22 protein-coding genes are annotated in these 20,504 nt (G+C 42.7%); 12 read left to right on the forward strand and 10 right to left on the reverse strand.

The window, feature by feature from the left end; genetic code table 11:
• Positions 1 to 14: 14 nt before the first annotated feature.
• Positions 15 to 1,544, forward strand: coding sequence for a glutamine-hydrolyzing GMP synthase (guaA, locus tag ACLI08_RS07085; protein ID WP_411427767.1), 1,530 nt, complete (start codon positions 15 to 17; stop codon positions 1,542 to 1,544).
• 243 nt (positions 1,545 to 1,787) lie between these two features.
• Positions 1,788 to 2,768 (forward strand): LysM peptidoglycan-binding domain-containing protein, encoded by a 981-nt coding sequence (locus ACLI08_RS07090; protein ID WP_411427768.1) that lies wholly within the window; start codon positions 1,788 to 1,790, stop codon positions 2,766 to 2,768.
• Positions 2,769 to 2,947: 179 nt separating this feature from the next.
• On the opposite strand, the gene ACLI08_RS07095 is transcribed toward ACLI08_RS07090, so the two are convergent.
• The 4 genes from ACLI08_RS07095 to ACLI08_RS07110 form a co-directional block, all read right to left on the reverse strand.
• Positions 2,948 to 3,796 carry a GIN domain-containing protein gene (locus ACLI08_RS07095; protein ID WP_411427769.1) on the reverse strand — a complete coding sequence of 283 codons (849 nt, stop codon included), beginning with the start codon at positions 3,794 to 3,796 and terminating at the stop codon, positions 2,948 to 2,950.
• 345 nt (positions 3,797 to 4,141) lie between these two features.
• On the reverse strand, positions 4,142 to 5,944 hold the full coding sequence (locus tag ACLI08_RS07100) for a PspC domain-containing protein (RefSeq protein ID WP_411427770.1): 1,803 nt from the start codon (positions 5,942 to 5,944) through the stop codon (positions 4,142 to 4,144).
• Positions 5,937 to 6,281: a PadR family transcriptional regulator gene (locus ACLI08_RS07105; protein ID WP_411427771.1), complete on the reverse strand. Its 345-nt coding sequence runs from the start codon at positions 6,279 to 6,281 to the stop codon at positions 5,937 to 5,939. The genes ACLI08_RS07100 and ACLI08_RS07105 overlap by 8 nt, the downstream gene beginning before the upstream one ends.
• A gap of 13 nt (positions 6,282 to 6,294) precedes the next feature.
• Complete coding sequence (locus tag ACLI08_RS07110; RefSeq protein WP_411427772.1) at positions 6,295 to 7,053, reverse strand: GIN domain-containing protein; 759 nt, start codon at positions 7,051 to 7,053, stop codon at positions 6,295 to 6,297.
• A gap of 326 nt (positions 7,054 to 7,379) precedes the next feature.
• Between ACLI08_RS07110 and ACLI08_RS07115 the strand changes: the two genes are divergently transcribed.
• Positions 7,380 to 7,832, forward strand: coding sequence for a DUF4442 domain-containing protein (locus tag ACLI08_RS07115; protein WP_411427773.1), 453 nt, complete (start codon positions 7,380 to 7,382; stop codon positions 7,830 to 7,832).
• 105 nt (positions 7,833 to 7,937) lie between these two features.
• Positions 7,938 to 8,846: a TIGR01777 family oxidoreductase gene (locus ACLI08_RS07120; protein ID WP_411427774.1), complete on the forward strand. Its 909-nt coding sequence runs from the start codon at positions 7,938 to 7,940 to the stop codon at positions 8,844 to 8,846.
• A 5-nt stretch (positions 8,847 to 8,851) separates the two neighbouring features.
• On the opposite strand, the gene ACLI08_RS07125 is transcribed toward ACLI08_RS07120, so the two are convergent.
• Positions 8,852 to 9,493, reverse strand: a complete 642-nt coding sequence (locus ACLI08_RS07125; protein WP_411427775.1) for a hypothetical protein — start codon at positions 9,491 to 9,493, stop codon at positions 8,852 to 8,854.
• A 131-nt stretch (positions 9,494 to 9,624) separates the two neighbouring features.
• Between ACLI08_RS07125 and ACLI08_RS07130 the strand changes: the two genes are divergently transcribed.
• The 7 genes from ACLI08_RS07130 (at position 9,625) to ACLI08_RS07160 (ending at position 16,586) form a co-directional block, all read left to right on the forward strand.
• Positions 9,625 to 10,218 carry a nucleotide exchange factor GrpE gene (locus tag ACLI08_RS07130; protein ID WP_411427776.1) on the forward strand — a complete coding sequence of 198 codons (594 nt, stop codon included), beginning with the start codon at positions 9,625 to 9,627 and terminating at the stop codon, positions 10,216 to 10,218.
• 15 nt (positions 10,219 to 10,233) lie between these two features.
• Entirely contained in the window at positions 10,234 to 11,358 is a 1,125-nt protein-coding gene (dnaJ, locus tag ACLI08_RS07135) for a molecular chaperone DnaJ (RefSeq protein WP_411427777.1), read from the forward strand.
• Positions 11,359 to 11,652: 294 nt separating this feature from the next.
• Positions 11,653 to 12,582 (forward strand): ABC transporter ATP-binding protein, encoded by a 930-nt coding sequence (locus tag ACLI08_RS07140; RefSeq protein ID WP_411427778.1) that lies wholly within the window; start codon positions 11,653 to 11,655, stop codon positions 12,580 to 12,582.
• Between the two features lie 3 nt (positions 12,583 to 12,585).
• Entirely contained in the window at positions 12,586 to 13,884 is a 1,299-nt protein-coding gene (locus tag ACLI08_RS07145; RefSeq protein ID WP_411427779.1) for an ABC transporter permease, read from the forward strand.
• A 103-nt stretch (positions 13,885 to 13,987) separates the two neighbouring features.
• Positions 13,988 to 15,151 (forward strand): sigma-54-dependent transcriptional regulator, encoded by a 1,164-nt coding sequence (locus ACLI08_RS07150; RefSeq protein WP_411427780.1) that lies wholly within the window; start codon positions 13,988 to 13,990, stop codon positions 15,149 to 15,151.
• 163 nt (positions 15,152 to 15,314) lie between these two features.
• Positions 15,315 to 16,067: a DEAD/DEAH box helicase gene (locus ACLI08_RS07155; protein ID WP_411427781.1), complete on the forward strand. Its 753-nt coding sequence runs from the start codon at positions 15,315 to 15,317 to the stop codon at positions 16,065 to 16,067.
• Positions 16,068 to 16,070: 3 nt separating this feature from the next.
• Entirely contained in the window at positions 16,071 to 16,586 is a 516-nt protein-coding gene (locus ACLI08_RS07160; RefSeq protein WP_411427782.1) for a GNAT family N-acetyltransferase, read from the forward strand.
• Here the strand turns inward: ACLI08_RS07160 and ACLI08_RS07165 are convergent.
• Genes ACLI08_RS07165 through ACLI08_RS07175 form a run of 3 tightly spaced genes read right to left on the reverse strand, consistent with a single transcriptional unit; the run spans position 16,583 to position 17,232 of the window.
• Positions 16,583 to 16,795: a hypothetical protein gene (locus tag ACLI08_RS07165; RefSeq protein ID WP_411427783.1), complete on the reverse strand. Its 213-nt coding sequence runs from the start codon at positions 16,793 to 16,795 to the stop codon at positions 16,583 to 16,585. The two genes, ACLI08_RS07160 and ACLI08_RS07165, sit on opposite strands and share 4 nt — an antisense overlap.
• The gene (locus tag ACLI08_RS07170) at positions 16,779 to 17,003 is read right to left on the reverse strand and encodes a hypothetical protein (RefSeq protein ID WP_411427784.1); all 225 of its coding nucleotides are present in this window, start codon (positions 17,001 to 17,003) and stop codon (positions 16,779 to 16,781) included. The genes ACLI08_RS07165 and ACLI08_RS07170 overlap by 17 nt, the downstream gene beginning before the upstream one ends.
• Complete coding sequence (locus tag ACLI08_RS07175; protein WP_411427785.1) at positions 16,996 to 17,232, reverse strand: hypothetical protein; 237 nt, start codon at positions 17,230 to 17,232, stop codon at positions 16,996 to 16,998. Before ACLI08_RS07175 ends, ACLI08_RS07170 begins: the two co-directional genes overlap by 8 nt.
• Before the next feature lie 171 nt (positions 17,233 to 17,403).
• On the opposite strand from ACLI08_RS07175, the gene ACLI08_RS07180 reads away from it, so the two are divergent.
• Positions 17,404 to 19,041 (forward strand): ABC-F family ATP-binding cassette domain-containing protein, encoded by a 1,638-nt coding sequence (locus ACLI08_RS07180; protein WP_411427786.1) that lies wholly within the window; start codon positions 17,404 to 17,406, stop codon positions 19,039 to 19,041.
• A gap of 83 nt (positions 19,042 to 19,124) precedes the next feature.
• Here ACLI08_RS07180 and ACLI08_RS07185 read toward each other — a convergent pair whose 3' ends face one another.
• Both ACLI08_RS07185 and ACLI08_RS07190 read right to left on the reverse strand, forming a co-directional pair.
• Positions 19,125 to 19,349: a hypothetical protein gene (locus ACLI08_RS07185; RefSeq protein WP_411427787.1), complete on the reverse strand. Its 225-nt coding sequence runs from the start codon at positions 19,347 to 19,349 to the stop codon at positions 19,125 to 19,127.
• A 176-nt stretch (positions 19,350 to 19,525) separates the two neighbouring features.
• Positions 19,526 to 20,458 (reverse strand): 1-phosphofructokinase family hexose kinase, encoded by a 933-nt coding sequence (locus ACLI08_RS07190; protein ID WP_411427788.1) that lies wholly within the window; start codon positions 20,456 to 20,458, stop codon positions 19,526 to 19,528.
• Positions 20,459 to 20,504: the final 46 nt, after the last annotated feature.

Below are 20,504 nucleotides of genomic sequence, written 5' to 3' on the forward strand. Positions count from 1 at the left end.
CGTTACTTTTGCGCATGCAACACAACGTACTTATTTTAGATTTCGGCTCGCAATACACACAGCTTATTGCGCGCAGGGTTCGCGAGTTAAATATCTTCTGCGAAATTTTCCCTTACAACCATCCGCCTGCTGATTTGTCGGCTTATAAGGCAGTAATACTATCCGGCAGCCCGTTCTCGGTACGTGCCGAAGACGCCCCGCATCCTGACCTTTCTGAAATCCGTGGTAAAAAGCCCCTTCTTGCCGTGTGCTACGGTGCACAGTACCTGGCGCATTTTAACGGTGGCGAGGTAGCACCAAGTAACATACGCGAGTATGGCCGTGCCAACCTTAATTTCATGAAAGAGGGCGAACTTTTCCTGGAAGGCGTTTCTGAAAACAGCCAGGTGTGGATGAGCCACAGCGATACCATTAAAAAACTGCCCGAAGGCGGTGTGGTACTTGCCAGTACTAAAGACGTTACTAATGCTGCCTACCGCATAGAGGGCGAAACTACCTATGCCATACAGTTTCACCCCGAAGTATACCACAGTACAGACGGTACTAAAATGCTGGAAAACTTCCTGGTAAAAATAGCCGGTGTAGCACAAAGCTTTACCCCATCTTCTTTTGTTGAGGATATTGTGGCTGAGCTGAAAGAAAAAATAGGTAATGATAAAGTAGTACTGGGCCTTTCGGGCGGGGTAGACTCTACCGTGGCAGCCGTATTGCTAAATAAAGCCATAGGCGATAACCTGTACTGTATTTTTGTAAACAATGGCTTACTGCGTAAAGACGAGTTTGCAAACGTACTGCACCAATATAAAGACATGGGGCTGAATGTAAAAGGAGTAGATGCTTCAGAGCGTTTCCTTTCGCAGCTTGCCGGTATTGAAGACCCTGAAACCAAGCGTAAAACCATAGGCCGTGTATTCATTGAAGTTTTTGATGATGAAGCACACCAGCTTACCGATGTAAAATGGCTGGGCCAAGGTACCATTTATCCAGACGTTATAGAATCGGTTTCGGTAAAAGGGCCTTCGGCTACCATTAAGTCGCACCACAACGTAGGGGGGCTGCCCGACTTTATGAAACTTAAGGTTATAGAGCCACTGCGTATGCTGTTTAAAGATGAAGTGCGCCGTGTGGGCCGTACCCTGGGCATTGACCCTGAACTGCTGGGCCGCCACCCGTTCCCGGGGCCGGGCTTGTCTATACGCATACTGGGCGACATTACGCCCGAAAAAGTGACTATACTGCAAGAGGTAGACCATATATTTATACAAGGCCTTAAAGACCACGGCCTGTACGACAAAGTTTGGCAGGCGGGTGCCATACTGCTGCCTGTAAATAGCGTAGGGGTAATGGGCGATGAGCGTACGTATGAAAAAGTAGTTGCCCTTCGTGCCGTAGAAAGTACCGATGGTATGACGGCAGACTGGGTACACCTGCCGTATGATTTCCTTATGAAAATAAGTAACGAGATTATAAATAAGGTAAAAGGTGTTAACCGAGTGGTTTACGACATCAGTTCTAAGCCACCTGCCACCATAGAATGGGAGTAAAATAGTAGATACTATCAGTTAAAAAGCGCATACAGGGTACTGTATGCGTTTTTTAATTATTCATTTTTTAAATAATTGTCAGTGATTTTATTCATTTGGTCGATTTAAGTGCGTATTTTATCGAAAAATGGTTGTTTTAGTAAAAAATTTATAAGGTAAATGTTGTTAAAATCTGCTAACTATCATACCTTTATGACAGGTAAAATACAATTACCTAACATCCTAAACTACTACAATAGACCTATGAAAAAATTAGTATTAACGTTTGCTTTGGCATTTACTGTTATGGGCACTGCCCTGGCGCAGGATACTACAGACCAGGTTCAGGAAAATATGGGTACACATAGTGTAGCCATGGGAGAAACGGTTTTAGTGATAGCAAAAAAATACAAAATAACTCCCGGCGATATCTACGACTACAATCCCGATGCTATTCAGGGGCTTTCTGCAAATACTGTACTACGCATACCGCTGCACAGGCAGTTGAAACCACAGGCAGAGGTAGCGGCAGTTTCTAAAACCTATGCAGATGAAATGTACGGGTACAAAACACCGGAGCCTAAAAAGGCAGAAACTGCAACATCGTCTGTTGTAGTGCTGGGCGAGTCGCAGGTGGCTAAAAAAGAGGAACCGGTTGCGGTAGTGCCTCACACCATGCAAACCCTGCAACATACGGTAAAAAGCGGTGAAACGCTTTATTCACTATCGCGCAAGTATAATACTACGGTACAGAATATTGAAAAGGAAAACAGGGATAAGCTAAAAGGTGGCCTTGAAACCGGCACAGTGTTAAACATAACTACTATACCACGCGCAGGCGATCCTGATAAGTACATTACCCACAGCGTAGCGGCAGGTGAAACGCTTTTCTCTTTGGCAAAACGTTACAACACCACCGTTGAAGCCATTACAGAAAGCAACCGCACCCTGCTTAAAAAAGGGCTTATGAGCGGGCAGCAGCTTGCCATACTTCCGGGCGGTACCGAAGCTACAGCACCTACACCTGCAAACGGTTTTGAAATCAATAAAACGGAGATTGCATCGGGTGCTACAATAGAGCATACGGTACAAAACGGCGATACGCTTATGGGACTTGCTAAAAAGTACCATACCACTGTAGATGAAATCACAGCGGCTAACGGCAGTAAACTAAACAGCGGCCTGCAAACAGGGTTAAAAATTACCATAAGAAACAGCTCTGCTATAAGTACGGTTACAGAATAACAACATTAATGCACTACAGTTTATAAAAATAACATTACTTATTTATCAGTAAAGCGGCAGCACTGGGAAGGGGGAAAAATTCACGGTGCTGCCCATTTTTTTCCAACTATTACATTACTATAAAAAAGCGGGGTTCTCTTAACATAGAGAGCCCCGCTTTTTTAGTAGTTACAATTTTATTATTTGTCCTTGTCTTCCTTTTTAGCTAACACGGCACTGTCTGAAAACTTTTTAAGGGTAATGGTTAGCTTATCAGGATTACCAAAAACCTCGGTAAGCGTTTTCCCCGATGCCGACATAATAAGGTTTTCTGCTACCATAACGCTTGCTTTGGCATAGCTTTCTGTAGTAAGTTCCATTTTTTTAGCTGTAAAGCGCTTGCCGGTAAACTCACTCATATTGTCTAACCTCACCATGGCATTTTCGGTATCGCCCTCTATGGCTGCTGAGGTTTTTTGGTACATATCCAGCTTTACCTCTTTACTATTTATTAAGGCCTTTATTTCGGCGTCCTTGCGCATATCTATAAAAGATTTTTCGCTTTTAAGGTTCAGTTCAGCATGGGTTTTATCGTTCATGCTTACTGCAACATACTTACCTTTTACATTCATGTACAGCTTGGCATAGTCAATGCTTTTTACCGTAAGGCTGTCTATTTGTAGATCCGTAAGGGCATACAGTACAGATTCGTGTTTTGTAAGTATGTTTTTAAGGCTGCTGCTGTAATTTACCCGTACGGCTATTTTCTTTGCCGATGTAATTTCTTTACTAGTATATAAGCGCAGGGTAGTACCTTTAACTTCGGCCTGAATCACGTCTTGCAGGTTGTCATCGGCTTCTATTTCCAACGGCTTTGTACCGCCAGATACCAGGTAAGCCTCTATGTTGTCTTCCACCTCTATGTGGTCAAACGCCTGAACGTCTTTTTGTACTACAGTAACATTTTTAGATCCTTTTACTTTTTCACGCTTTTGCGCATAGGTGGTGGCAGTAAGCGCCAGTAGCGAAAACAATACTATTTTCTTCATATAATGCTTGTAATATTGGTACAAGCAAATATAACAAAATGCATTAATTATAGCCCCGAAACCCGTGTTAGCTTTACATTTTTTGCCTATGCTTTATGGGTATTTTTTATAACAAAGGCTATATGCGAACTCATGCATGCCGGTTAGGCTCTAAGCGGGGCTACAAAGCAGCAAGTGCAGTAAAAGCGATGTGCTTTTCAATTTGTGCTGCAAATAAAAAATGCCCCGCAATAAACGGGGCATTACAAACGCTATGTAACCTAAAAGTCGCATAAGAAACAATTTAATAAAGCAGTGCTACTACCACATGTATTATGGACTTTGTAGCCGAGAGAATTATGCCTATCATGGTTTTTTCATGTTGTCTTTAACATTTTCCTTTATTTCTGAAGCTATGTTTTTAGCTTCCTTTTTCATTTCTTCAGCCTGTTTTTTCATTTCTTCGGCCTGCTGTTCCAGCATTTCTTTGTTCATCTGCTTCATCTCATTTTCAGACATTGCAGGAGGTGCCGGTATGTTATTTTCACCTTCAGACCATGGAGCATCTTCCATTTCGCCATCGCTGTTTATGCAATCCAGGCAGTATACCCTTTTTTCACCCATTTGGTACACGTGGTTTTGGTTGTCAAACCACAGGTTAAAGAAATCATTGTCGGTATCGTCGTATTCGGTAACGCCGTCGCCTGCTTTAAACATATATCCCTCAGGAAGGTATAGGTAAATCTGTACTTTCTGGTCGTGGAATTTAGCATCCAGCGGAGATATATGGTAGTTGTCCAGTATAAGTTCGTTGCCTTTAACCTGGAAGTTATATTTTATGTTTTGTGCTATTTTACGGCCCTCTGCTTTACCGTTTGCATCGGCTACGCGGTCTATCTGAACGTATGGTTTATTACCCTCAGCCTTCATTACATAAAAGCGTACATCGTTGCTGTACAGTATTTGGTTGCCCAGTGTATCTTCCTCTATGGTAATATCACTGTGGTGGTTGTATATATCGTTAGCAAACTCATTGTTATAACGAAAACGTACTTTAAGCGTATCGTTTTTAGTCAGCTTAAGTTCGGTACGGTCTGTTACCTTGCCCTCAGCCCTGTATTGTATCGACTGGTTTACGCCAAAGTAAATACAGCAGGCAATACTGGCAATCCAGAGCATAATCATTATAAAGGTAACATAACCGTTTATAGGCTTAATGTGTGGTATCAAGATGCGTAACCCCAGCAGGAAGAACCCAAGAACAGGTACCGCTACCACAAAAAAAGCTGCCATGCACACCAGCCATATAGGTGAACCGCTGGTGTTAAATGCCTCTATGTATGGGTACCATACCGGTGCTACAGCTGTAGTGGCAAATAAGGTAATAAGTAGTGCTACCAGTAAACCGCCAAGCCATATGCCCGTTATGGCTACCATAATGGCACCTATAACCCGGGCCACACCCTTAACCACGGTGCGTGCACCGCTTGTAACCCTGTCGGCACCGTTTTTCAGGTTGCTGTTTATTTTATCGTAATCTACCCCTTTAAGGCGTTCGTTAACCTGGGCAAATTCTTCCCGCACCTTTTTTTCTATGTTAGAAATGTTAATGGGTTCGCCACGCATTTCCAGTTTTTCGGCTGTGGTTACCGCCGGCGGAATAAGCATCCAAAGCAGCAGGTATACAATACCCGGCGTAGCTACAAAGGCTACTAACAGCAGTATAAATATAATACGTATCCAAAGCGCCTCTATCCTGAAATAATGACCAAGGCCGGCACATACACCACCTATAATGGCGTTTTCCTCATCGCGGTAAAACTTTTTAGTGCGGTAGTACTCAAATGTACTGCCTGCTGCCTGGGCATAGTTGCTGGAAAAACTGCCGGTTTTAGCATCGTTTTCCTCGCCTATCCTGTAGTCTTCGGGTTCGCCCATTACGGTAATTACGTCATCTATTTCGCGCATGCCTACTACCTGCTTATCATTTTTAATTTTTTCAGATAGTAGTTCGGCTATGCGGCCTTCTATGTCGCTCATTATTTCATCTTTGCCATCGGGCGACAAAGAGCGCCTTATAGCATCAAAATACCGGTTAAGCTTCTGGTAGGCGTTCTCGTCTATGTGGAAGAACATACCGCCTAAATTTATACTTACTGTTCTATTCATGGTTGCTAGCGTTTTGACTTGTGATTATAGTTACTGCGTCAGACAATTCTGTCCAGGTATTGTGTAATTCTTTTAAAAAAACTTTTCCGTTTTCGGTAAGCCCGTAATATTTACGCGGCGGCCCCGATGTAGATTCTTCCCAGCGATAGCTCAGTAAGCCGTCGTTCTTAAGCCTGGTAAGCAGCGGGTATACCGTACCTTCCACCACCAGTAGCTTGGCGTTTTTAAGTGTATCCAGTATTTCGCTTGTGTAGGCCTCTTTTTCTTTTAGTACCGAAAGGATACAAAACTCCAGTACGCCTTTGCGCATTTGGGCTTTGGTGTTTTCAACGTTCATAAATCCTCATTTTTTAATTGTTTAAGGTTAACTTTTTTGTTTCCCTTTCTATGCTGTAGGTCTCTGCTGCTAAAACAGCTTGTTTCGGTTCGCCATAATAGGTTATGGTGCTTGCCGCATCGGTATCGGTTTGTATACGCTCTGTAGTATTTACAAATACAGTAGCACCGTTACGGGCGGTAACCATAGCTTTTTCGGTAACCAGCTTGCCACCCTGCAAGGTTCCGGCGTTGCTGTATACATTTACATTTGCTGCAGTACCTACAACTTTTACCACGGCACCGCTTGTAATATTGGTATCAAAATTACCCGAATGCACAACACCTCTAAATACAGCGCCTGTTGTAGCTTTTACATTAAAGCTGGCTGTAGTGTTAACTTCTCCTGTAAAGCTTGCGCCACCGCTAAGGTACAGTTTTAGAGCTTCCTGGTTTAGTGCCCCGTTAAGCTTTACACTGGCACCGTTTGTAACCGTGATTTCTTTTAAGGCCGCCTCTGTAACATATACTTTAACAGCAGACAGAGCGCCTTCGGCATTTTTAAGGTAAATTTTAAGGGTACCTTTTTTAAACTCAGTAGCTATGTTATACAGCATGCCTGCGTTTGCCGATTCTACTTTTACCTGTGGGGTAGTGCCTTGCGTTAGCACTACTTCAATTCCGTTTTTTACTTCAAGGGTGTTTACGTTTTGTGCTTCCCTTGTTTCTGTAACCTGAGCACCAGCGGTTAATGTTGTAAATGCTGTTAGTGCTGTAAAGATAATTGATTTCATACCTGTTCGTTTTTTAATTGATGATTGATGATTAATTTGATGATTGATGATGAACTCTTTTTGCAAACTGCTGCCGGCTGCAGCTGCGGTGATTATTGTGATTGATGATTGCTAACTCCTAAACTAATTTACGGTGCCGGCCCCGTTATTTTATCTGTTGTATAATAGCTGTATTGGCATAGTATATTCTTATAACCATTAATTTCTTATGCAAATATATATCTAAAAACAGGTAGTTTGTATTGCATAGTAGTAAGTTTTAACAAAATTTTAACATTTACAGGATTCGAATAATAATTGTATATTAGCCTGAAACCTCAGTAATCATGGAATTTACACCCGGTAAACTAAATACCTTTTTATTATTTAAACTCCCGTCTGCCTTTATATCAGGGGTAAGGGTAAAGCAAATAACAACAGATCAGTGCGTTGTTTCGGTAAAGCACCGCTGGATAAACCAAAACCCCTTTAACAGCATGTACTTTGCCGTACAGGCTATGGCGGCAGAACTTTCTACCGGTGCGCTGGTTATGTATCACATTAAGCAAAGCGGAAAAAAAATATCTATGCTGGTGGCTAACAATAAAGGTACGTTTACTAAAAAAGCCAAAGGGCGTATTACCTTTACCTGCACAGAAGGGCACCTAATTGCCGAAGCCATAGCAAATGCCATAGCCACAGGACAGGGGCAAACCTTTTGGATGAAATCAGTAGGGATAAACGAAACGGGCGATGCCGTAAGCGAAATGCATTTTGAGTGGAGCATTAAGGCAAAATGATGCCTTACGTATTATTTATTTAAATACTAAACATTAGTTAAACCTTGGGTTTTGTAGTAAAACACAAAATTTGGGTGTTACTTTCGTAACGCAAAACGTTATGATATGAGGGTACTTATTACCGGGGCTACAGGTCTTGTAGGGAGCGCGCTGGTTAGCAGGCTGCTTAAGGAAGGATATAGCATTAACTATCTTACCACCTCTAAAAGTAAGATTCAAAATACAGAAAACTACCAGGGTTTTTACTGGAATCCCGAAAAAGGTGAGGCCGACCCTGCCTGCCTGGATAATGTAGGTACCATAATTCACCTTGCTGGTGCCAGCATAAGCAAACGCTGGACGGCTGATTATAAAGAAGAAATACTGCAGAGCCGCGTACTGGGTACGCGTGTTTTAGCAACACTGCTTAAAAACAACGCCCACTACGTACACCAGTTTATTAGCGCCAGTGCCATAGGTATTTATCCTGACAGCGAAACCACACTATATACTGAAGACAGCACCGAGAGGGATAATTCATTCCTTGGTATGGTGGTAGAAAAGTGGGAGGCCTGCGCAGACGCTGTGGCTGCGCTGGGTATTAAAGTGGCTAAGATACGTACAGGTTTGGTGCTAAGCGGTAAGTCGGGCGTATTAAAAGAACTTGCCGCTCCTGTAAAGCTGGGCGCGGGTGCAGCCTTTGGTAAAGGAACCCAAATGCAGTCGTGGATTCATATAGACGATATGGTGGGCATATATCTGCACGTGTTGCTACACGGGCTTGAAGGGGTTTATAACGCTGTAGCGCCGTATCCGGTAACGCAAAACGAACTGGTAAAAACCGTAGCCAAAGTACTTGATAAGCCACTTTTGTTGCCAAACATACCCCGGTTTGCTATGAAACTGGTCTTGGGCGAAATGAGCACACTGCTATATGACAGCCAAAACGTCAGCGCACGGAAAATTGTAGATTCGGGCTACCAGTTTAAGTTCCTTTCAGTAGAAACCGCCGTAGCCGACGCTTTGGCAGAGTAACGTTATTACTGGTTTTTAAGGCGTTTTGTAATATCTATAATTTCGTCCGGTGTATGTTCCCCGCAGTAGGCTTCATAAGTACCGTCTGGCTTTATAACCACAACATTTCCATAGTTAAACTCTGTTGGGAAAAACATTTTAAGCACCAGCTTGTTGTCATCTGCAATAAAAGCTTCCTTATGTTTTCCCCTAAAGCCGTTATTCCTGCCGCCGGGGTTGTACACCCTAAAATACTGCGAAGGCGTTATGGCTAGCAGTTTACGCTGTATTTTGCGTTCGGCATGTAGAGGGAAATCATGATACAGCACCGGGCTATCCTGTGGTATGGAGCAGTTGTAGTGTATACAAATGTATTCGTTGTCTTTAATAATGGTACCGCTTCTTTGTTGTAAAAACACTTTTAGCTGTTTCAGTTTTGCTTCATCCAGTTTTCCTTCCCGCCTTCTTACATACAATACCGCTATTTCGCTGGTATCATTCTCCATATACACATCAACGTTTTTAGAGTAGTCGATGCTTTTTTCAAAGGAAGCCTGTGTAGTGGGGTGGAGCGTTCCGTTTTGCTCTATATAGTACTTTCGCTGCGCATAAACGCCGGTTACTGATAGCACACAGGCTGCAATAACAATTTTAATTGTTGATTTCATGGTATGGTGGTTTTGTACTGCCTAAGTTAGCAAAAATTACTGCAATTTGTTTTCCGGTAAATGACAAATTGGCATTTTTAAAAAAATGGCAATACTTTTGCACGTCGCTACGCGACAACTTACGAGAATTAATGTTTAAGAAAATATTTAAGAATATGAGCCGCGAACACGCTGAAAACGCTGAAAACGAACTGAACAAAGAAGAAGTACTTAACGAAACGGAACAAACTACTGACGCTACGGCAGAGCAGGGGGTACCATCGGCAGAGGAGCTTTCGGCAGAAGAAAAGCTGAGTGAAGAGCTGGCTAAGGAAAAGGACAAGTTTTTACGTCTTTTTGCAGAGTTTGAAAACTATAAAAAACGCACGTCTAAAGAGCGTATTGATTTGTTTAAAACCGCTAACCAAGAGGTACTGCAGGCCATGCTGCCTATACTGGATGATTTTGACCGCGCTATGGTGCAGATAGGTAAAAGCGGCGACGAAAACCTGCTAAAGGGAGTAGAGCTTATACACAATAAGCTAAAAGATACCTTGGTTTCTAAAGGATTAGAGCAGGTAGAACTTAAGGCAGGCGATGCGTTTGATGCAGATTTTGCTGAGGCCATTACACAAATCCCTGCGCCAAGCGAGGAGCTTAAAGGCAAGATTGTAGATGTGGTAGAAAAAGGCTATAAGCTGGGTGATAAAATAATCCGTTTCCCTAAAGTGGTACTGGGGAACTAATTGCGGTAAAGCATCATGAAAAAAGATTATTACGAAATACTGGGCATAGACAAAGGCGCCAGTGCAGAGCAGATAAAAAAAGCCTATCGTAAAAAGGCAATAGAATTTCACCCTGACAAAAACCCGGGTGACAAGGCTGCGGAAGAGAAATTTAAGGAAGCAGCAGAAGCCTATGAAGTGCTAAGCGATGCCGATAAAAAAGCCCGTTACGACCAGTATGGCCATGCCGCTTTTGATGGTGGCTTTGGCGGCGGCGGTTTTGGCGGCGGCGGCATGAACATGGACGACATCTTTAGCCAGTTTGGCGATATCTTCGGCGGTGCCTTTGGTGGCGGTTTCGGAGGTTTTGGCGGTGGTGGTGGTGTACGCCGTGTAAAAGGCAGCAACCTGCGCATTAAAGTAAAACTTACCCTTGAAGAAATTGCTAACGGGGTAGAGAAAAAGATAAAGGTAAAACGTAAGGTACAGGCTAAAGGTGTTACTTACCGCACATGCCCTACCTGTAACGGTACAGGCCAAGTGGTAAAAATAACCAATACCATACTGGGCCGTATGCAAACAGCGGCTGCCTGTAACCACTGTGGTGGCAGCGGGCAAATACTGGATGGTAAACCTGCAGGTGCCGATGCACAGGGTATGGTAATGGAAGACGAAACGGTTTCTATTAAAATACCTGCCGGTGTAGCCGATGGTATGCAGCTTAAGGTATCGGGCAAGGGTAACGATGCGCCGGGGGCTAACAGCATTGCGGGCGACCTGATTGTGGCTATTGAGGAAATAGAACACGATACCCTGAAACGCGAAGGGGAAAACCTGCACCTTGATTTATACATAAGCTATCCGGAAGCGGTACTGGGTACCTCTAAAGACATTGATACTGTAACGGGTAAGGTGCGTATAAAGCTGGAAGACGGTATACAGAGCGGTAAAATACTGCGCCTTAAGGGCAAGGGTTTGCCAAGCCTTAACAGCTACGGTAACGGCGACCTGCTGATACACGTAAACGTGTGGACACCTAAGAATTTAAATAAGGAGCAGCGCCAGTTCTTTGAAAAATCACTTAACGACGAAAATTTCTCTCCGAAGCCCGAAAAAAGCGATAAGTCTTTTTTTGAAAAAGTTAAGGATATGTTTTCGTAATTTAAGAAAAAATTATACATTTGAAACTTCACTAAACAACTAGTGAATTTTTCTTTTTCATAGCAATTTTTCCCACCCCCTACGCAAGTAGGGGGTGGGTTTTTTTATGCATGATTTTATTTCACTTTTCAGTACAGAATGCTTAATATGTGCAGCAGTAGGTTGGGTTATCATTGTTTGCGGTTTTATGGCATATAAATATTAATCTAAAGCCTTGCAATGAGAATGATTAATTAAGCCTGAAATCTGAAATCAAAAATAAATACAGTATTTTTACCATTCCAATAACGAAGCATGAAACCAATACTCGAAGTAAAGAATGTTGTAAAACAGTATGGCGACTATACGGCGCTTAACAGCGTATCGCTTACCGTACCAAAAGGCAGCATTTATGGATTACTGGGGCCTAATGGCGCCGGTAAAACGTCTCTTATACGCATCATCAACCAAATCACCATGCCCGACGGCGGCGAAGTGCTGCTGGATGGCGAAAAGCTTAACCCTTCGCACATTAGCCACATAGGCTATATGCCCGAGGAGCGCGGCCTTTATAAAACCATGACCGTGGGCGAACAGGCACTGTACCTGGCGCAGCTTAAAGGTTTAAGCAAAAAAGAGGCGAAAGAGCAACTTAACTACTGGTTTGAAAAACTGGACATAAAAGGCTGGTGGGACAAAAAGATACAGGAGCTAAGCAAGGGTATGGCGCAGAAAATTCAGTTTGTGGTAACGGTACTGCACCGCCCCAAGCTGCTTATACTGGATGAGCCTTTTAGCGGTTTTGACCCCGTAAACGCCAACCTGATTAAAGATGAAATCATGGAGCTGCGCGATAAGGGTACTACTGTTATATTTTCTACCCACCGTATGGAAAGCGTGGAAGATATGTGCGACCACATAGCACTGATCCATAAATCAAATAAGCTGATAGAAGGCCAGCTTCAGGACGTAAAAAAACAGTATCGTACAAATACGTATGAGGTAGGTATTGCACCGCAAAATTTTCAGGCGCTTTTAGCAGACATCAATACAAAATACACTACCAAGCAGGCCAACTTTAAAACCCTGGATGACGAATTGAAACTTGAGGTTTCTCTGCCTCAGGGCCATACACCACGAGATCTTATGCAGTACCTGTTGCAACACGGCGAGGTAACATATTTTGTGGAAAAGATACCAAGTGTAAACGACATTTTTATTCAAACCGTTAGCCAAAAGAAATAACACATGAGTTTATCATTAATTATAAAAAGGGAGTTTAACGCCAAGGTAAGAAACAAGTCGTTTATAGTAATGACATTTCTTAGTCCGCTACTGTTTGTAGGTATGGCGCTGGCTATTGCCTATCTTTCAAATCTTAATAAAGAAGAGGTAGTAAAAGTAGCGGTACACGATGTTCAGGGCAGGTTAAAGACTGATTTGAAAAGTAATAGTAAGTATTTATATACTGATTTAAGCGCTCTTCCGGTGTCTAAAGCAAAGGATGAGGCTGCCAAAGATTATGAAGGTCTTGTATATGTACCTGTGCTGGATAGTACACAACAACTTGAGGGTAAAGTAGAGTTTCTTTCAGTTGAAAGTCCTAATATGGATTTTGTAAATAACTTAGAAAAGATTATCAATAAAAAAGTTACAGACGTTAAACTGAAAAGCCTGCATTTTAATCCTGAAAAAATAGAAAAAGCACAAGCAAAAGCTACCATCCACCTTAGTACGTTTTCGGGAGAGGAAACGCATAAAGAAGCCAGTTTGCTAAAAGTTATCTTCGGCGGGCTTGCCGGGTATCTTATCATGATGTTTGTAATTATTTACGGCAACATGGTAATGCGTAGTGTTATTGAGGAAAAAACCAACCGCATTATAGAAATCATCATTTCGTCTGTAAAGCCGTTCCAGCTTATGATGGGGAAAATTGTAGGTACGTCGCTTGCGGGTATTTTACAGTTTTTAATATGGGCAGTGCTGGGTACAGTATTGTTTACGGTACTGGGTAGTATTTTTCATTTGCCCATGGGAGGTACAGCCGGTATAGCTCAGGAACAGGTTGCGCAGGTATCTGCTTCTGAAGCACAGATTTACCTTATAGAGCTTGCTAAACTTCCTCTGGGTACCATGTTTATATGCTTTCTTATGTATTTTATTGGGGGGTACTTCCTGTACAGTTCGCTATACGCTGCCATAGGTGCCGCGGTAGATAGCGAAACCGATACCCAACAGTTTATATTACCTATTATTATGCCGCTAATGCTAGGGGTGTATGTGGGCTTTTTTACGGTAATAAGCGACCCTAATGGTACGGTGGCTACCGTTTTTAGTATGATACCGCTTACGTCGCCCATAGTAATGATGATGCGTATACCATTTGGAGTGCCGGTATGGCAGGTTATAGTGTCTATGCTGTTGCTGTTTGGCACGTTTTTAGGGGTAGTGTGGTTTGCCGCAAAAGTGTATCGCATAGGTATACTTATGTACGGTAAAAAACCTACGTACAAAGAAATATTTAAATGGATAAAGTATAAGGGATAGCTTTCAGTCACAGTCACAGTTTGCAGTTTTAAAAATCTGAAATCTAAAATCTTAAGTCTGAAATTTATTCTGGAATCTACAATCAAAAATCTGAAATTAAAACATGCCAAAAATATTAGTTATAGAAGATGAGGCGGCCATCCGCAGGGTATTGGGTAAAATACTGCGCGAAGAAAGCGATACCTACCTGGTAGATGAAGCCGAAGACGGAGCCGTAGGCCTTGAGAAAATAAAAGGCGAAGATTATGACCTTGTGGTGTGCGACATTAAAATGCCGAAAATGGATGGCGTAGAGGTGCTGGAGGCAGCAAAAAAAATAAAACCCGAAACACCTTTTGTAATGATTTCCGGGCACGGCGATCTTGAAACCGCCATTAACACCATGCGCCTGGGGGCGTTTGATTATATATCTAAACCACCAGATCTAAACCGCCTGCTTACCACCGTGCGTAATGCGCTCGATAGGAAAACCTTGGTGGTAGAAAATAAAATGCTGAAGAAAAAGGTAAGTAAAAGCTATGAAATGATAGGCGTTAGCGAACCCATTCAGCACATAAAAGATATTATAGATAAAGTAGCCCCTACCGATGCGCGTGTGCTTATTACCGGGCCAAATGGTACCGGTAAAGAGCTGGTGGCGCATCAGCTTCATGAAAAAAGCGAGCGTAGTGGCGCCCCGTTTATAGAGGTTAACTGTGCGGCCATACCGGGCGAACTTATAGAAAGTGAACTCTTTGGACACGTAAAAGGGGCTTTTACCAGTGCGGTTAAAGACCGTGCGGGCAAGTTTGAAGCGGCCGATAAGGGCACTATTTTCCTGGATGAGATAGGCGACATGAGTCTGCCCGCACAGGCTAAGGTGCTGCGTGCATTGCAGGAAAACATGATTCAGCGTGTGGGTGCCGAAAAGGATATAAAAGTAGATGTGCGCGTGGTGGCGGCAACTAACAAGGATTTAAAAAAGGAGATTGCCGAAGGGCGTTTCCGTGAGGACTTGTACCACCGCCTTGCAGTTATCCTGGTTAAGGTACCGGCGCTAAACGACCGCCGGGATGATATTCCGCTGCTTATTAACCATTTTACAGAGAAGATAGCCGATGAGCAGGGTACTGTGCAAAAGCGTTTTTCGGGAGATGCCATAAAACTGCTTCAGGAATACGACTGGACCGGTAACATACGCGAACTGCGCAATGTGGTAGAACGCCTTATTATACTGGGCGGGGCAGAAATATCTGAAACGGATGTGAAGCTTTTTGCAAGCAAATAATATTTTTAGGGGCCACAAATTACACGAATTTTCACCAATGTTTTTGAAAGTCGTAAATTTGTAGCGATAATCATAAAAGCAGAAGTCACTAATATAACGGTTACACAGGTTTGCTCATTAATTAACTGGGTAAATTTGTGTAATTCGTGGCTTATAAAACAAAATGAAATTAAAGAAAATACTACCCCATCTTCAGCAATCTTTAGAACAGGCGGGGCTTACAGAACCTACTGAATTGCAACGCGAAACTTTTGGTCCTATAAAAAGCGGGGTAGACCTTGTTATAGGCGGCCTGCGCGAAGAGGGAAAAACCACAGCCATTGTAATTAATGTTATACAGCGGTTAGACAAAGCTCCGGCCGGCATGATAGCCCCACGTGCGCTTATCATTGTTAAAGACAAGGAGAAGATGCTGGAAATGATGGAGCTGTTTGCAGAACTGGGCAAGCATACCGACCTGCGTATATACGGTGTGCATGACAAAACCAATCTTGATGAGGACAAAAACCAGATTTCGGTAGGTATAGATGTGCTTATAGGTACGCCAATACGCCTTAACGATATGTTTGGCGGGGCAGGGTTTGATGTAAACCAGCTAAAGATGCTTATCGTTGATGATGTAGAGGAACTGCTGCGCAACAGACTTGAGCCTAAAATAGCCCGCCTTAGTAACAGCATTGGCAAAACACAGCGTTTATTTTTTACCGATGTTATAACCGAAAGGGTAGAGTTTCTTGCAGATCGTCTTATGGTAGAGCCTATGTTTATGGAAACAGGCGAAGATGATGAAGACGACTATGATGAGTTTGAAGATGATGATTTCGACGAAGATTTTGCCGAAGATTTCAATGACTTTGACGAAGAGGCTGAAGATGATTCGGAGTCTGATAACGAAGACAAAAAAGAAGAAGAATAACCGATGATACTGCAGTCGGAGCGTTTATATTACCGTGAGTTTACAGCAGCCGATGATGTGCTGCTGTTTCAACTGGATTCAAACCCCGAAGTACACCGCTATCTGGGTAATAATCCGGTTACGCACATAGACCAGGTTCGTGAATATCTTGCTTCAGTAATCGACCAGTATGCTGCTAATAGCATAGGCCGTATGGCTGCGTTTCTTAAAGAAACTGATGAGTTTATAGGTTGGGGCGGATTAAAACTTGAAAGTAATGTAAACGGTCATGACCGTTTTTATGATATTGGCTATCGCCTGCTGCCCCAGTTTTGGGGTAGGGGCTACGCTACAGAGTCGGCTAAGTTTTTTATCAGTTATGGATTTAACCAGCTTAATATTTCTGTAATCAATGCCACCGCCTTACGAGCCAATTCTGCATCCTGTAACGCACTCATTAAATCGGGGCTTCGGGAAATAGAAACCTTCGATTATAAAGGTGAAGAAGCCGTATGGTTTGAGATTATAAGACAGTATTAAACCGCAGCCTTAGGCTTTTTCCGCTTATCGGCTTTTTTCTTTTTCTCAAAAAGGTAGCCTATGGCCACACCCGCCAGTGCCCATAGCGGAAGGCCCAGTAAAAGCTTTTCCAAATCAAAACTTTCATGGTCTATCATAGGAAAGATAACCATAGTAATAACGTAAAGTATGCCACCCCATACCAAACCAGATCTAGTCCACTTTTTCATTGTTACTGTTATTTTGGTTAAACCTCTTTTTCTGTACGGCAATTAATAAAAAATAAGCAGCCACCCATACCAGCAGGTTAATTATGGCGGTATTAAGGCTTACCTTGTTTTGGCTCCAGCCCATAATCGGGAATATAAACGTTATGGTTACGTACATAAACCCAAACCACCCTGCCATGGCCAACTTATATTTTTTAAAATTATCCATTAATCTGTTTCTTTGCCTTTTTCGTATTATTGGTGTAGGCTATATATATACCAAAAATTGTACACACAAATATGTTTATAGCAACACGCGCCCAAAAGTTATCGAAGTAATTGTCTTCGCTGCCAATAGCTTGCATTACATAAGGTAGTATAAACGTTCCAAATGTAAACATCCATACAGATATAAGTATTGCACCTTTGGTTGCAGGCTTCATTTTTTTGTTAAACATAGTGTTTATCAGTTTTGTGTTTTGTTAACGGGATATTTAATCTTTCTATACCTCAAATATACCTAATTTTTTGTGAAAAATATATGAGTTTTGTCATGTAACAGCCGGGTATTTTTTTGCAGAGCACCTAATGTAATTATACTATCTTTGCGGCTTAAAATTTTGCTGTAAATGATTAGTGTAGATGCCCTTTCGGTACAGTTTGGCGGTACCACGCTGTTTAGCGATGTTTCTTTCTCCATAAACGAAAACGACAAAATAGCCCTTATGGGCAAAAACGGTGCGGGAAAAAGTACCCTGCTAAAAATTATAGCCGGGGCTAATAAGCCTACATCGGGTGCCATATCTGCACCTAAGGGAACCGTAATTGCCTACCTGCCGCAGCACCTGCTTACCCAGGACGATGCTACCGTTTTTGAGGAAGCGAGTAAGGCTTTCTCGGCAGTGTTTAAAATGAAGGCAGAGATAGACGCCATTAATGAGGAGCTTACCGTACGTACTGATTACGAGTCAGACGATTATTATAAACTGATAGAAAAGGTATCTGAACTTTCAGAGAAATTTTATTCTATAGAGGAAGTAAACTACGAAGCGGAGGTAGAAAAAGCGCTTATAGGTATGGGTTTCCTTCGTGAGGATTTTAACAAGCCTACATCTGAATTCAGTGGAGGTTGGCGCATGCGTATAGAGCTGGCTAAAATCCTGTTACAAAAGCCCGACCTGATTTTGCTGGATGAGCCTACTAACCACCTTGATATAGAAAGTATACAATGGCTGGAGGATTTCCTTGTAAACAGCGCTAAGGCGGTTATGGTTATAAGTCACGACCGTGCCTTTGTAGATAATATTACTACCCGAACCATAGAGGTTACCATGGGCCGTATTTACGATTATAAGGCTAAATATTCGCACTACCTGGAACTGCGTAAAGACCGCCGTGCCCACCAGCAAAAAGCTTATGAGGAACAGCAAAAGTTTATAGCCGAGAACCAGGCTTTTATAGAGCGTTTCAGGGGAACGTTCTCTAAAACAGAGCAGGTACAATCGCGTGTGCGTATGCTGGAAAAACTTGTGCTGGTAGAAGTAGACGAGCTGGACACTTCGGCACTGAGGTTAAAATTCCCTCCGGCACCGCGTTCAGGACAGTACCCTGTTATTGTAAAGGAACTGGATAAATCGTATGGCGACCACGTGGTGTTTAAAAACGCGTCGATGGTAATAGAGCGTGGGCAAAAGGTAGCTTTTGTAGGTAAAAATGGTGAGGGTAAATCTACCATGATTAAAGCCATAATGCAGGAAATAGGCCATGAAGGCGGCACGCTTGAAATAGGGCATAACGTAAAAATAGGCTACTTTGCGCAAAACCAGGCGGCATTGCTGGATGGCGAACTTACCGTATTTGACACTATAGACTGTATAGCCGAAGGCGATATCCGTACGCAGATTAAAACCATACTGGGAGCGTTTATGTTTAGTGGAGATGATACTACCAAGAAAGTTAAAGTGCTTTCGGGGGGAGAGCGTACCAGGCTGGCTATGGTGAAACTACTTTTGGAGCCGGTTAACTTGCTAATACTGGATGAGCCTACCAACCACCTTGATATGAAAACCAAGGACATTATTAAGGAAGCCCTTAAAGCGTTTGATGGTACGCTGATATTAGTATCGCACGACAGGGATTTCCTTGATGGGTTAGCTACAAAGGTGTTTGAGTTTGGTAACAAACGTGTGAAAGAGCATTTTGAAGACATAAAAGGTTTCCTTGAAATGAAGAAGATGGAAAACCTGCGCGAAATAGAGCGTAAATAATAGGCGTGTAATACAGCTATAAAATAATAAGGCACCTGAATATTCAGGTGCCTTATTGGTTTTGAAAAATGGTTTTTGGGGTGTTACCCGATTGAAATTTCGAGTATATCTATTTCGCCTTCACTTACCTCGTTATTGTTATCGGCAATAATGTTTACACCCTGCACACAAAGCGATTTTACCTTTTTTCCACCGTTTTTAATCAGTTTCTCAAAGTTACGCGGGTGTAGCATAAGCATTACATTGCCATTTAGTGCATTATGGGTAATGAAGCTTTTAATGGTAGCTAAGTCAATGTTCTTTTTCATAGGGATAAGGCTTTAAGTGGTTTATTGTACTGATGCAAAGATGCTGATAATACCCTAAAAATATTGGTAACAAATTGCCAAATAAATATTAAAAAACCGCTAATGCTTAAATAGTGTTAATGATACACCGTTTTGTTATTCCCTATTTCAGGTAGCCATCGCTTCAATTACATTTGTTATTTATTAAGCCAGTTAAATAGCTTTTCGGCATTTTCTTTGGTAAAAAGCCCGGTACCGCTGCTCATGGTGGCCGCAGAGCCGCAGGCTACGCCCATGCGCGCCATTTCGGTTAACGATCCGCCTTTTTGCAATACGCTCACCATGCCTGCTACCATGCTGTCTCCGGCACCTACTGTACTGCGTTTTTTTACTGATGGTGCCGGTACATGAATCACTTCATTTTTACTAACCAGGTAAGCTCCCTGCGGGCCTAATGATACTACTACAATATCAGCTTTCCCTTCGTTTACAAGAATTTGTGCTGCTTCGTCGGCGGTGTCATTATCCAGTTCTTCTTGCCCGGTAAGTGTGCTGAGTTCGCCCAGGTTTGGCTTTAGCAGGTGTACACCTTCCTTTAGTATTTCGGCAAGGGCTTCTCCGCTGGTGTCGGCTACTATAAGGGTGCCTTTTTCTTTTAAATCTTTTACAATCTGGCGCAGCAGTGTTGCCGGCACACCAGGCGGAAGGCTTCCGCTTATAACCGCGATTTTAGGCGCGGGAGTAATGGATTGTATTTGTTGCAGTATGTTTTCCGATTCGGTGGCGGTTACCTCGTCTCCCGGCATACCGAAACGGTACTGCTCGTTGTGCGATGTATCTACCACAATAAAATTTTCACGGGTTTCTGCCGCTACGGTAATAGGGTGGGTGTGCACGTTTTCGGTATGCAGTAATTCTTCAAGAAGTGATCCGGTACGTCCGCCCGATAAAAATAGTGCTGTAGAGGGTATGCCCAGCCGTGCCAGCCCACGCGATACGTTAATACCACCGCCCCCTGGCTCGTATTTAGGCTTGTCGCAACGTAGTTTTTTTTCGGGTTTTATGTTATCTACGTTGGTACTTTTGTCTACCGCCGGGTTAAGGGTTATGGTTAAAATAGAATTTGCCATCGTTATCTGTAAATTTTTATACTTTTTTAAAGTTAAAAATTATTAC

Source organism: Flavobacterium sp. RNTU_13 (genome assembly GCF_046614455.1).
Classification (GTDB): domain Bacteria; phylum Bacteroidota; class Bacteroidia; order Flavobacteriales; family Flavobacteriaceae; genus Flavobacterium.